11 protein-coding genes are annotated in these 13332 nt (G+C 64.5%); 4 read left to right on the plus strand and 7 right to left on the minus strand.

From position 1 onward, the window contains the following. Window positions 1-39 precede the first annotated feature (39 nt). The 4 genes from MRY80_RS23680 to MRY80_RS23695 all read left to right on the plus strand — a co-directional run bounded on the left by MRY80_RS23680 (window position 40) and on the right by MRY80_RS23695 (window position 3309). Window positions 40-1440 (plus strand): leucyl aminopeptidase family protein, encoded by a 1401-nt coding sequence (locus MRY80_RS23680; RefSeq protein ID WP_293293769.1) that lies wholly within the window; start codon window positions 40-42, stop codon window positions 1438-1440. A gap of 70 nt (window positions 1441-1510) precedes the next feature. Beyond that, window positions 1511-1861, plus strand: a complete 351-nt coding sequence (locus tag MRY80_RS23685; RefSeq protein WP_293293771.1) for a MarR family winged helix-turn-helix transcriptional regulator — start codon at window positions 1511-1513, stop codon at window positions 1859-1861. Further along, complete coding sequence (locus MRY80_RS23690) at window positions 1858-2718, plus strand: NlpC/P60 family protein (protein WP_293293773.1); 861 nt, start codon at window positions 1858-1860, stop codon at window positions 2716-2718. Before MRY80_RS23685 ends, MRY80_RS23690 begins: the two co-directional genes overlap by 4 nt. 105 nt (window positions 2719-2823) lie before the next feature. Then, window positions 2824-3309 (plus strand): GNAT family N-acetyltransferase, encoded by a 486-nt coding sequence (locus tag MRY80_RS23695; RefSeq protein WP_293293775.1) that lies wholly within the window; start codon window positions 2824-2826, stop codon window positions 3307-3309. A gap of 19 nt (window positions 3310-3328) precedes the next feature. Here the strand turns inward: MRY80_RS23695 and MRY80_RS23700 are convergent, their stop codons facing one another. The 7 genes from MRY80_RS23700 to MRY80_RS23730 form a co-directional block, all read right to left on the minus strand. Then, on the minus strand, window positions 3329-4285 hold the full coding sequence (locus MRY80_RS23700) for a glyoxylate/hydroxypyruvate reductase A (protein ID WP_293293777.1): 957 nt from the start codon (window positions 4283-4285) through the stop codon (window positions 3329-3331). Between the two features lie 4 nt (window positions 4286-4289). Continuing rightward, the gene (locus MRY80_RS23705; protein ID WP_293293779.1) at window positions 4290-5918 is read right to left on the minus strand and encodes an ABC transporter ATP-binding protein; all 1629 of its coding nucleotides are present in this window, start codon (window positions 5916-5918) and stop codon (window positions 4290-4292) included. Beyond that, entirely contained in the window at window positions 5915-7075 is a 1161-nt protein-coding gene (locus tag MRY80_RS23710; protein WP_293293781.1) for an ABC transporter permease, read from the minus strand. The genes MRY80_RS23705 and MRY80_RS23710 overlap by 4 nt, the downstream gene beginning before the upstream one ends. A gap of 2 nt (window positions 7076-7077) precedes the next feature. Next, window positions 7078-8193: a microcin C ABC transporter permease YejB gene (locus tag MRY80_RS23715; RefSeq protein WP_293293783.1), complete on the minus strand. Its 1116-nt coding sequence runs from the start codon at window positions 8191-8193 to the stop codon at window positions 7078-7080. 34 nt (window positions 8194-8227) lie between these two features. Next, on the minus strand, window positions 8228-10117 hold the full coding sequence (locus MRY80_RS23720) for an extracellular solute-binding protein (RefSeq protein WP_293293785.1): 1890 nt from the start codon (window positions 10115-10117) through the stop codon (window positions 8228-8230). Continuing rightward, window positions 10114-12240 carry an extracellular solute-binding protein gene (locus tag MRY80_RS23725; protein WP_293293787.1) on the minus strand — a complete coding sequence of 709 codons (2127 nt, stop codon included), beginning with the start codon at window positions 12238-12240 and terminating at the stop codon, window positions 10114-10116. Before MRY80_RS23725 ends, MRY80_RS23720 begins: the two co-directional genes overlap by 4 nt. Window positions 12241-12485: 245 nt before the next feature. Next, window positions 12486-13208: a cytochrome c family protein gene (locus MRY80_RS23730; RefSeq protein WP_293293788.1), complete on the minus strand. Its 723-nt coding sequence runs from the start codon at window positions 13206-13208 to the stop codon at window positions 12486-12488. Window positions 13209-13332 lie beyond the last annotated feature (124 nt).

Raw genomic sequence — 13332 nt, forward strand, 5'->3', positions numbered from 1 at the left:
GTTAATGGGTTCGCCCTATCCGGGAAGAACGGAAACGACATGGACAAGACGATGCTTGAAGACGTAATCGCGCCGGCCGGCCAGCGCCCGGGTGACGCGCGGCCGATCTGGCTGCAACCGGCAGATGGCGACGAGGCAGCCGCGCCCGCCAGCGATGTTGCCGCGCGGTGGATCGCACAGACCGGGTTCAAGGCCAGCGCCGGAGAGGTGCTGCTGGTCCCCGATGCGGCTGGCGGCGTCGTCGGCGCGGTGCTCGGGGTCGGCGATGGCGACGACCCGCTGGTCGCGGGCGCGCTCGGTCGCAAGCTGCCCGCCGGCGACTGGTATTTCGACGCGCCCGGCGATGCGGATCTGCGCCTCATGAGCCTCGGCTTCCTGTTCGGCGCCTATCGGTTCTCCCGTTATCGCAAGGCGCCCGAAGACATGCCGCGCCTCGTGCTCGACGCCTCGCTGGACCGTCACGAGGTCGAGGCGTTGGCGCGCGCGGTCTGGCTGGCCCGCGATCTCGTCAACACGCCGGCCAATGATTGCGGCCCCGAGGCGATCGAGGCTGCGGCGCGCGAGGTCGCCGCCGGCCGCAAGATGACGGTTAAGGTCATCAAGGGCGCGGATCTTCTGGTTCAGAACTTCCCGTTGATCCATGTGGTCGGCCAGGCGTCCGCATCCGCGCCGCGGCTGATCGACATGCGCTGGGGCAAGCGCGGTGCGCCGCGTCTGACGCTGGTCGGCAAGGGCGTCGCCTTCGACACCGGCGGCCTCGACATCAAGCCGCCTTCAGGCATGCGGAACATGAAGAAGGACATGGGCGGTGCGGCGAACGTGCTCGCGCTGGCCGGGCTGATCGTCGACATGAAGCTCAATGTGCGGCTGCGGGTGCTCATTCCGGCCGTGGAAAACGCCATTGCCGGCAACGCGTTCCGGCCGGGCGACATCTATCCGAGCCGCAAGGGCCTGACCGTGGAGATCGGCAACACCGATGCGGAGGGACGCCTGATCCTGGCGGATGCGCTGGCGCTTGCCGACGAGGAGCAGCCTGACCTCCTGATCGACATGGCGACACTGACCGGGGCCGCCCGCGTTGCGCTCGGGCCGGACGTGCCGCCCTTCTATTCGACGGACGAGACCTTCGCCGACGCGCTGGCCTCCGCCTCGCTTCTGGAAAGTGATCCGCTTTGGCGCATGCCGCTCTGGGCGCCCTATGCGCGGGGCCTGTCCTCCCAGGTGGCCGATCTGTGCAACGTCACCACCGACGGCATGGCCGGTTCGGTGACGGCGGCATTGTTTCTGCAGCGTTTTGTCACCGAAGCGAAGAGCTGGGCGCATTTCGACATCTTCGCCTGGAACCCGTCCGCCAAACCGCATTCGCCGGTCGGCGGCGAGGCGCAGGGCATTCGCGCCATGCTGACCGCGCTGAAGCGACGCTACGGCACGGCGCCGTAATCGGAAAGCTTGCGCAATTCCGGGGTTTGCGCATATTGTGCCGGACCCGAAACGAAATGCGCAGGCTTACATGTCCGTTCGTTTGCGTCCAAGCCAGGCGCTGACATTGTGGCATCAGGTGGCGTTGTCGGAGATCCGTGACGACCAGCCGGACCTGACGCTCCGCCAGATGGCGATATTGCTGTCGATCTATCTGGAGCCGCCGCCGCATACGGTGCGCGGACTGGCCGCGAAATTGAATGTGACCAAACCCGTTATCACTCGCGCGCTCGACTCCATGGGGGCGCGCAAACTCGTCACCCGACATCGCGATCCGCGCGACAAACGCAATGTCGTGATTTCACGCACGGTCGAGGGCTCGCTCTATCTGGAACGGTTCGCCGACGTGATCATCGCTCAGGCGCGGGAACTGCCGTTGTGAGCCTTGACCGCCGCCTGAACGCCTTTCGCCCGGACCTCGCCGACGAAGCGCTTCAAGGTCGCGTCGAGGCGGAGCGTTTCGTTGCGGGCAGGCCGGCTGTCGTGACTGCGCCTGTCCTCGATCTCCGTCACGGCCCTGCACCGGATGCCGGCCTCGATACGCAGTTTCTGATGGGTGATCGCGTCCGTGTCTTCGAGACGGCCGAGGGCTGGGCCTGGCTGCAAGGCGAGCGTGACGGCTATGTCGGCTACGCCGCCGAAGCCGCCCTGTCGTTCGACGTGGCCGTCGAGCCCACCCATCTGGTCACCGCGCCGCGCAGTTTCCTTTTCCCGAGGCCCGAACTGAAATCGCCGCCCGTCGCCGCTCTCTCGATGGGATCGCTGGTCACCGTTGGCAGCGTGGAGGAGCACCGCGGCACGCCTTATGCCGTTCTGGGTGACGGCACCGCGTTGGCGGCCGCGCATGTGGCGCCGGTCAGTGCGGCTGACTATGACTTCGTAAGCGTTGCCGAACGCTTCCTCGAAACGCCCTATCTCTGGGGCGGGACCTCGGGCTTCGGCATCGACTGTTCCGGCCTGGTCCAGTTGTCCATCCGCATGACCGGAACGGATGTCCTGCGCGACACCGACATGCAGGAAGCGAGCATCGGAGAAGCTCTGCGGACCGACACCGACTATTCAAGCCTGCAGCGCGGCGATCTCGTGTTCTGGAAAGGCCATGTCGGGATCATGGTCGACAGTGCCCGCCTGCTCCACGCCAACGGCTCGACAATGTCCGTGGCGCTCGAACCGCTTGATCTTGCCATCGCCCGAATCCAGCCGCATTACGGCCTGCCGACCTCGGTCAGGAGGCAATAGGCGGTCACGCACATTCACGTTGCCGTCAGGACCAGGTCTTCGGCCTTTCCGCGCGCCGGTCTCGGTGATAGCCCACGCCGACAATTCGCGGCGGAAGGCACGACCTTGTCAAAGAGCATCACATCCGAAATCGCCTTCGTGCGGCTGACCGGGATCGATCGCGAGGAGATCATCGCGCACATGTCGGATCCGCGCGTCGCCGAACACATGCCGCTTCTGACCGGCGCCTGGGACCGGGCTGCCTGCGACGCCTTCATCGAGGCCAAGGAGGCATGTTGGCGTCGCGACGGCCTCGGCCACTGGGCCATTCTTTGCGACGGTGCCTATGTCGGTTGGGGTGGTTTCCAGAAGGAAGGCGACGAGTGGGATTACGGCCTCGTCCTGAAGCGGGATTGCTTCGGGCTCGGCGGGTTGATCACCCGCAAGGCGATCGCGTTCGCCCGCTCCGACGATCGCATCGCGTCCACGACCTTCCTCCTGCCGCCGTCGCGAAAGAACCTCGGCGCCCTTGAAAGGCTCGGCGCCCGTTTCGTCGGCGAGGTGGAGCATGCGGGCGAGGCGTTCCTCAAGTTCCGGCTCGATCTCGCCTGATCATCCCCGGCGGGACAGGTCAGTAGCCGGCTTCGCGATCGACCAGATTGGTCAGCGGCGCGCCTGCGTCATGCGCGTCCATCTGCGCGATCATCGGCGGTATCAGCGCTGCCGGAACCGAGGTCGCGGCCGCATGCGGGGTGATTGTGACGCCTGGATGCGTCCAGAGCGGGCTGTCGATGGGCAGGGGCTCGGTCTCGAACACGTCGAGCGAGGCCGCTCCCAACCGCCGGTCCTCCAGCGCCGCGAGAATGTCGGCCTCGTTCTGCAACGCGCCACGCCCGGCATTGATCAGGATCGGCGCGCCGAGCGGCCCGCGTTTCTTCATCCGGTCGAACATGGGAGCGGCGAGGATGCCGCGTGTCGCCGGCGTCAGCGGCAGCAGGCAGACGACGATGTCCGACTGGCCGAGAAACCGCGGGAGCCCGTCCTCGCCCGCAAAGGTTTCGACCCCTTGGTCCTGCTTCTGCGTCCGGCTCCAACCGACAACCCGGAAGCCGAGCATCCGCAATTTCGACGCCGCGTCGCGGCCGAGCGTCCCGTAGCCGAGAATGCCGACGGTCACCTCGCGTGCCGATGGCTGCATCAGGTCTTCGTGCCAGATGCGCTGCGCCTGCTGGCGGCGGTAGAGCGGACCCTTGCGGTGATGGTCGAGCACCTGCCAGACGACGAACTCGCTCATCCGCTCCGTCAGGTCGTCGGCGACCACCCGCACGATCGGCACATTGGGCACGTCGCCTTCCGCGAAGATGTGATCGACGCCCGCGCCGATCGAGAACACCGCCTTCAGGTTTGGCAAGCCGTTCAGCACACCGGGCCGCTGCTTCCAGACGACGGCGTAGGTGATCGCCGGATCGCCGGGGCCGGACGGCTCTTCCACGACCGCGCGGTCGGGAGCCATCTTTTCCAGTTCCGAGCGCCAGATTCCGGGATCGAACCCGCTCACCGACAGGAGGATGTTGCCCTTTGACGCCATGTTCCTACTCGCTGACCACGCCGGCCGGCGCCACTTCGATGTCGAAGGCGGCGGCCATCAGGGCCTTGGTGTAGTCGGTTTTCGGCGCGTCGAAAACATCTTCCGACCGGCCGGCCTCGACGACCTTGCCGTTGCGCATCACCATGACCTCATTGGCCAGTGCGCGCACCACCTTCAGGTCGTGGCTGATGAACAGATAGGCCAGATTGTGCCTGCGCTGCAGGTCGCGCAGCAGGTCGACCACCTGCGCCTGCACACTCATGTCGAGCGCCGATGTCGGTTCGTCGAGCATCACGAATCTCGGTTTCAGCACCATGGCGCGGGCGATCGCGACGCGTTGGCGCTGGCCACCGGAGAATTCATGCGGATAGCGAAACCGCGTCGCCGGATCGAGACCGACCTCTTCCAGCGCCGCCACGACGCGGGCGTCGCGTTCGTCGCGCGAAAGGCCTTTCTCGTGGATGGTCAGTCCTTCTCCGACGATCTCGGCGATCGACATGCGCGGGCTGAGGCTGCCGAACGGGTCCTGGAAGACGATCTGGATCTCCTTGCGCAGCGGCCGCATCGCGTTGAACGACAGCGTGTCGATCGCAACGTCGCCGAACTTGATCCGGCCTTCGGACGAGATCATCCGCGTCAGCGCGAGACCGAGCGTCGTCTTGCCCGAACCGGATTCGCCGACGACACCGAGCGTCTGTCCCGCCCGCACTGTGACGTCGATCCCGTCGACGGCCTTCACGTTGTCGACGGTCTTGCGCAGCAGCCCCTTCCTGATCGGAAACCAGACCTTCACTTCATCGCCCTTCAGAACCTCCCTAGCGGTTTCGTCGAGCGGGATGGGCTGGCCCTTGGGTTCGGCGGCGAGCAGGTGCTTGGTGTAGTCGTGCTGCGGATCGGCGAAGATCTTCTCGGTCGGCCCGGCCTCCACGATCTTGCCCTTGGTCATCACGCACACGCGGTCGGCGATGCGTCGAACGATGCCGAGGTCATGCGTGATGAAGAGCATCGACATGCCTTCCTCGCGCTTCAGATCGTCGAGCAACTTCAGGATCTGCGCTTGCACGGTCACGTCGAGCGCCGTTGTCGGCTCGTCGGCGATCAGCAGCTTCGGCCGGTTGGCGAGCGCCATGGCGATCATGACGCGCTGGCGCTGGCCGCCGGACAATTCATGCGGATAGGCTTTCAGCCGCTTCGCCGCATCGCGAATGCCGACCTGTTCGAGAAGGTCGAGCGTGCGTCCGGCAATGTCGGCGTCCGGCGCGCTGTGCAGCCGTAGCGTCTCGCCGATCTGCTTTTCCACCGTATGCAGCGGATTGAGCGAGGTCATCGGCTCCTGGAAGATCATCGAGATCGCGTTGCCGCGCACCTTGCGCAACTCGTCCTCGCGTGCGGACAACAGGTCGCGATCCTGGAAGCGGATCTCGCCCGAGGGATGGCTCGCCGCCGGATATTGCAGGAGCCTGAGGACCGAAAGCGCAGAGACCGATTTGCCGGACCCCGACTCCCCGACGAGCGCGACCGTTTCCCCGTCGCCGATGTCGAAGGAAATCCGATCGACGGCGAGCGTCCGTTCGCCGCCCTGGGTGAAGGCCACGGAGAGGTCGCGAACGCAGAGGAGAGGCGTCCCGGTCATGCGAATGTCTTGCGCGGGTCGAAGGCGTCGCGTGTCGCTTCGCCGATGAAGATGAGGAGCGACAGCATGATCGCGATGGAGAAGAAGCCGGCGAAGCCGAGCCAGGGCGCCTGCAGGTTGGATTTGCCCTGCAGGATCAGTTCACCGAGCGAGGCGGAGCCGGGCGGCAGGCCGAAGCCCAGGAAGTCGAGCGACGTCAGCGTCGTGATGGAACTGTTCAGGATGAAGGGCAGGAAGGTCAGTGTCGCCACCATCGCGTTGGGCAGCAGATGTCGGAACATGATCGTGCGGTTCGGGACGCCGAGTGCCCGGGCCGCGTTCACATATTCGAAATTGCGCGCGCGCAGGAACTCCGCCCGCACGATGCCGACGAAACTCACCCAAGAGAAGAGCAGCATGATGGTGAGCAGCACCCAGAAGCCCGGCGGGAGTATCGCGGCCATGATCAGCAGAATGTAGAGCTGCGGCAGGGAAGACCAGATCTCCACCATCCGCTGGCCGATCAGGTCCGTCCAACCGCCGAAATAGCCCTGCACCGCGCCGAAGGTGACACCGACCACCGCCGAGAGGGCGGTGAGGATCAGGCCGAACAGCACCGAGATGCGGAAACCGTAGATGAGTCGGGCGAGCACGTCGCGCGCCTGGTTGTCGGTTCCAAGCCAGTTGAAATTGCCGAAGGTGCAGTTCGGGTCGTTTGCGCCCTCCGCGTAACGCACGCACAACTCCTCGCGGCTATCGAACAGGAAGGCCGGCTTCGAGGGCGCGGCCGTCGGCACCTCCTTGTTGACCGTGCGATAGGAGAAGCGGATCGGCGGCCAGATCATCCAGCCATGCGCCTTGATCTCGTCCTGGATATAGGGGTCGGTATAGTCGATGCGCGGCAGGGCCAGAGGATCGTCGGGAAACAGGATCTTTTCCGAATAGGTTTTGACGATCGGCGTCAGATACTGACCCTTGTAGGAGATCAGTATCGGCTTGTCGTTGGCGATGACTTCGGCGAACAGCGAGGCCACGAACAGGATGAGGAACATCCACATGGACCAGTAGCCGCGCCGGTTCGCCTTGAAATTCTGCCAGCGCCGCCGGTTGAGCGGCGACAGGAACGGACGCCGGGCGGAGGGGGGCGAAGCGTCCGAACGATGTGTCGACTGTTCCATCGTCACACGTCCCTGCGTTCGAAATCGATGCGCGGATCGATCCATGTGTAGATCAGGTCCGACAGAAGGCTGATCAGGAGCCCCATCAGCGAGAAGATGTAGAGCGTGGCGAAAACCACCGGATAGTCGCGCTCGACCACCGACTTGAAGCCCAGCAGCCCGAGCCCGTCGAGCGAGAAGATCTGCTCGATCAGCAGCGAGCCGGTGAAGAACGCCGAGATGAAGGCGCCCGGAAAGCCGGCGATGATGATCAGCATCGCGTTGCGGAACACGTGCCCGTAGAGCACCTGGCGTTCATTCACGCCCTTCGCCCGCGCGGTCACCACATATTGCTTGCGGATTTCGTCGAGGAAGGAGTTCTTGGTCAGGAGCGTGGAGACGGCGAAAGCTGACAGCACCATGGCGGTCAGCGGCAGTGCGAGGTGCCAGAAATAGTCGATGATTCGCATCGGCCAGGACATGTCCGACCAATTCTCGGATGTCAGGCCGCGCAGCGGAAACCAGTCGAAGAAGGAGCCGCCGGCAAACAGCACCATCAGGAGGACCGCAAAAAGGAAGCCCGGGATCGCATAGGCGACGATGACGATGCCACTTGTCCAGATGTCGAACGGCGTCCCGTCATGCACCGCCTTTCGAATGCCGAGCGGAATCGAGATCCCGTAGGACAACAGCGTGATCCATAGCCCCAGAGAGATCGAGACGGGCATCTTCTCGATGATCAGGTCGATCACGGTGATGTGGCGGAAATAGCTCTCGCCGAAATCGAAGCGCAGATAGTTCCACAGCATCAGGCCGAAGCGTTCGAGCGGCGGCTTGTCGAAGCCGAACTGCTTTTCCAGTTTGGCGATGAATTCCGGATCGAGCCCCTGTGCGCCGCGGTACCTGGAATTGGTGCCGGCACCGCTCTCGATGCTGCTGCCCATGTCGTCGGCATTGCCGAAATCGCTGCCGCCGCCGGAGAACCGGTCGGTCGCGTCCCCGCCCTGGCCGGACAATTGCGCGATCACCTGCTCAACGGGGCCGCCCGGGGCGAACTGGATGACGGCGAACGAAATGGCCATGATCCCGAGGATCGTCGGGATCATCAGGAGCAGTCGCCGCAGAATATAGGCGCCCATCTAGGCGGCCTCCCCGCGGTGTTGATATCTCACGTCAAGCCTTTCCAAGCGCCTCTGCTTTCGCCCGGTCGAACCACCACAGCCGCTCCACCGGCCAGTCGTAGTCGGGCTTTGGCTCCTTGAAGCCGAACTTCTCCCAATAGGCGACACGGTGATTCGCCGATGTCCAATTTGGAATCCAGTCGCGCCTGAGACGCAAGACCCGGTCCAGCACGCGCATGGCGGTTTTATGTTCCTGGCGGGTGGTGGCGGCGCTGATCCGTGCGATGATCGCGTCGACGAGGGGATCGGCGACGCCGGGCAGGTTCGTCGATCCGTCCGTCACGGCCGCCTGCGAGCCAAACACGTCGCGCAGACCGGAGGCCTGTGGGGTCGGGCTCCAAAGGATGCCGGCCATGGTGGCGTCGAAGTCGAAGGTCTTCACGCGCAATTCGTACTGGCTGGAATCCACGAAGCGCATGGTGGCGTCGATGCCGATGCCGTTGAGGGTCTCCACCCAGGGGCCGAAGATCCGTTCGAAGGCCTTGGAGTCGAACAGGAACTCGAGCGCGAGCTGCTCGCCTGCCGCATTGACCATCCGCCCGCTCTTGTCATCGCCACGCCATCCGGCCTCCGCCAGAAGCCTGATCGCGCTGCGACGCCTTTGCGAATCTCGGCCCGAGCCGTTGCTCGGCGTTTCCCGCCAGGCCTCGCCCTCCACGCCTTCCGGCAGGTCGAATTGCGCAGACAGGTGGTCCATCAGCGCCAGTTCGTCCTCGCCCGGCAGGCCGGTCGCTTCGAAAGGCGAACCCGAAAACGTCGAGTGGCTCTTGTCGTAGAGCCCGTGGAACAAGCGTTCATTGGTCCATTCGAAATCGAAACACAGCGCGATCGCGTCACGGACCCGCCGGTCGCGAAACCGTTCGCGCCGCTGGTTCAGCGCCATCGCCTGCATGCGCGGCCGCAACTCGTTGTCGAAGAGCGCCTTGGCGACCTTGCCTTCCGTGATCGCCGGGAAATCATACTGCGTCGCCCAGAACAGCGAGACCGATTCCTCCCGCCAGTCGATCAGCCCTTTTTTGAGGGCCTCGAATGCCGCCTGCCGTTCGGCGAAGAAGTCGATGCGGATCGTCCGGAAATGGTCGAGCCCGCGCGCGGTGGCGAGATCCTTCCCCCAATAGTCGTCGACGCGTTCATATTCGACATAGAGGCCGGGGTCGAACGCGCCGAGCCTGTAGGGGCCCGAACCGAGCGGCGGTTCCATTGTCGTCTCTTCGAAGTCGTGGACCTCGTGCCAGGCCTTGGACAGGACCGGCAACGTCGCGGCCGCCAGGATCGCCTGCGCGGACTGTGTCCCGTCGAAGACCAGCGTCACGGTCAACTCGTCCTCGACGATCGCGTCTGCCAGCACGGTCAGGTTCACCGCGAGCTTGGGATTGCCCTTTTCCTTCAGCGTCAGCATCGAAAAGGCGACGTCGGCGGCGGTTAACGGCGTTCCGTCATGCCAGCGCGCCGTCGGTCGCAGGGCGAAGGTGAAGCGGTTGCGATCCTCCGAGACGACGACGCTCTCGGCGAGATGGCAATAGGCGGCGTCCGGCTCGTCGAGGCCGTCGACCATAAGGCTGTCGAAGCACAGTTCCATGCGCGGTGGCGCGTCGCCTGCGAGCACGAAGCTGTTGAGCGTGTTGAAGGTGTTCGGATTCTGGTTCGATATCCAGGTGGATGGCTGGAACCGGAACGTGCCACCCGCCGGCGCGTCCGGCGAGGCGTAGCCGAAATGCGTGAAACCGCGCGGATATTTCAGGTCGCCGAAGGCCGACAGGCCGTGCAGTGGCTCACCGCTCGGGTTTTCGGCGCGCGCCAGTGCAGGGAAGGCGGCGCTGGCGGTGACACCGCCGGCAAGGGCGAGAAAATGTCGGCGGTCGATCGGCGGGCAACCCGTCAACGGCCATCTCCGTCCGTGGCGACTGCGGCTTCCTTCTCGGGAACGACCCACCAGGAATCGAGATCGACGCCGATATAGCTCGGCTGCGTGTCGGGCATGCCGAACTTGTCCCACCACGCCAGCCAAACCTCGGGCGTGTACCATTGCGGAATGTAGTAGTAATTCCACAGAAGCACGCGATCGAGCGCATGGGTCGTGGCGACGAGTTCCTCGCGGTCGGTGGCGAAAATCACCTTGTCCACCAGCGCGTCGACCACCGGATCCTGTATGCCGGAATAGTTGCGCGAATCGGGCTGGCTGGCCGCCGTCGAACTCCAGAAATCGCGCTGCTCGTTGCCGGGCGAGAGCGATTGCGAAAGCACCACCGTCGTCATGTCGAAATCGAAGTCGCGCAGCCGGTTGATCTCCTGCGCCTGATCGACGATCCGGATCGACGCGTCGATGCCGATCTGGCGCAGGTCCTCGATGAACTGGCCGGCGATGATCTCGTCGGTCGGGCTGGATCCGAGATACTCTATCGTGAACTGCTCGCCGGTCTGCGCGTTGACGAGCTTGCCGTCGCGGCTCTCCCACCCGGCGGAGCTGAACAACTCGAACGCCTTGCGCCGGTTCTCGCGCTGCGCGCCGCGGACGCTGTAGTCGGGCAGGCTGAAGGCTTCGGTGAACAATTCCGGCGGCAGCCGGTCGCGGAATTCCTCCAGCACCTCCAGTTCCCGGCCCTCGGGCACGCCGCTTGAGGCCAGTTCGCCACCGACAAAATAACTGTCCGTTCGCGTGCGGAGGTCGAAGAGGCGGGTTCGGTTGACGGTGGCGAAGTCGAACAAATAGCTCAGCGCCATGCGGACGCGCCGGTCCTTGAACTTGTCGCGGCGCATGTTGAGCGCGAAACCCTGCATGGGTTCGGGCGATTTGGTCGGGAACACCTTCTTGACGACCTTGCCCTCGACGACGGCGGGGAAGGTGTAGCCCTCGGCCCAGTATTGCGAGCGGTATTCCGGCCGGACATCCTCGATCCCGCCCTTCTTGAAGGCTTCCCACGCCGCCGCGCTGTCGCGGAAATAGACGTATTTGCGGATGTCGAAATTCTCCCGGCCTTTCTTGACCGGCAGGTCTTTGCCCCAATAGTCGGGGACCCGCTCCCAGACGATTTCCGAGCCCGGCACGAAGGATTTGATGCGATAAGGGCCCGAGCCGAGCGGCGGTTCCATCATCGGCTGGGTCACGTCACGCGGATTGCCGTCGGCGTCCGTGCCTTCCCACCAGTGCTTCGGCAGAACGGCCAGGTCGCCGAGGATATGCGGCAGCTCCCGGTTGCCGGTCTCGCTGAAGCGGAACTCCACCTCGCGGTCGTTCAGCGCGACCGCCTCGGTCACGTTCTCGTAGTAGCGATTGTAGAGCTGGCTGTTTTCCTTCAGCACGTTGAACGACCATATGACATCGTCGACAGACACCGCCACGCCGTCATGCCACCGCGCCTCCGGATTGAGACGATAGATCGCGGATGAGTAGTCGTCCGGAAACGAGAACGCCTCGGCCAGCAGCGCGTGGCTCGTGGACGGCTCGTCGGTCGCCTGTTCCATCAGCGTGTCGTAGAGCAGCCCGCCGCCGAAGTTCAGGAACCCCGCCGCCGGCGTGCCGCGTGTGATGTAGGGATTGAAGGAATCGAAGCTCCCATTGGCGATCCGGTTGAGCGTGCCGCCCTTAGGCGCGTCCGGGTTCACATAGTCATAGTGTTGGAAATCGTCGCCATACTTGCTGTCGCTCATGAGCGAAGCGGTGGAATGCCACTCTTCGCCCTCGGCGGCCGGCTGCTCCGTCGGCTGTTGTGCCGCGGCCAGCGCGTCGGACAGCTTCCTGTTCTCGGCTTCGAGAGCGTCGGCCTTTTCCGACAGGCCGGCACTGCGCTCCTGTTCGCTCGCCAGCGCCGATTCGGCCTCGTCCAGTTTCGCCGCATCGACAAGGCCGGCCTTGGCCGCATCGGCGGCACGCTCGATCCGGCCGGTCATTCCCGCACCGCCTTCGTAATAGAGGGTGGTAGCGGCCGCGCCGATCACGATCCCGGCGATCGCCACGATTGCCGTCTTGCCGGGTTGCTTGCCGCCGGATGACTCTGGTGCTGACATGAACTGAACCGTCCTCTTCGGCCAAGCGGCCGTCTCGTCGCCTCGTCGCTCCGGCCCCGCAGGGACGGAAATCAGGTTTACCTTAAGGAGTAGGGCGCGACACACCAAGCTTCAATGTCAAATGACGGTGCGGCGCGACGTGAAGCCGGCTCCCCGCTCGATCGCCGGTGTGGGGTGCCACCCGACAAAGAAAAAGCCGGGTCGAGCCCGGCTTTTCCAAGGTGCATGTCCGTGTGTGAAGCAGGTCAGTTGCTGCTTTCGCCCTCGGTGGTCGTGTCCGTCTCGGCTGCAGGTTCTTCCGCTGCCGCCGGCTCTTCCATCGCTGCCGGCTCTTCCATTGCAGCCGGCTCGGCTGCGGGGGCGGCATCTTCCATGGCTGCGGGCTCTGCAGTGGCTTCTTCGGCCGCAGGCGCTTCCTCGCTCGGCAGCGGCGCGGGCTCGGGCGCCATCGTGCGCAGATAGGCGACGAGGTCAGCGCGGTCCTGCGTCTTCGACAGTCCGGCAAAGCCCATCGCCGTTCCCGGGACATAGGACTTCGGCTTGTGCAGGAAGCCGTTCAGATGCTCGTAATCCCACACTGCGCCGTCCGCGGCGAAGTCCAGCATGGCGGAGGAGTACTTGAAGCCCTCATGCGAGGCGATCGGGCGATTGACGAGGCCCCAGAGATTGGGTCCGACCTTGTTGGCGCCGCCTTCTTCCGCCGTGTGGCAGGCCGCGCACTTCTTGAAGACCTTCTCGCCGGAAGCGACGTCCGCGCTGGCCAGAAGCGGGCCGATTGGGTCGATCGAGGGAGCGGCTTCCGTCTCGCCGCCGCCAGCGCTCTCGCCTTCTTCCACGGCGATGGCGAAACCGGCGCGTTCCGGCTCTTCCTCGTGGAAGATCGCTTCACCGAGAATGCCAACCGACATCATGACAAAAACCGTGCCGAGAAAGGCGCCGGCGTACAGGTTCAAATTCGACGAGCTCATCGTGTAACCAAATCCCGAAATCCGTGCATGCGTGCACAGGGCGTCCCCTGCGCCAAGTCGCGCGGAACCTAGGTCTTTTGCCGGACCGATGCAACAGATATAAGGCCGCACGATTTGAGACTTT

The sequence above is a fragment of the Oricola sp. genome (assembly GCF_022763245.1).
Classification (GTDB): domain Bacteria; phylum Pseudomonadota; class Alphaproteobacteria; order Rhizobiales; family Rhizobiaceae; genus Oricola.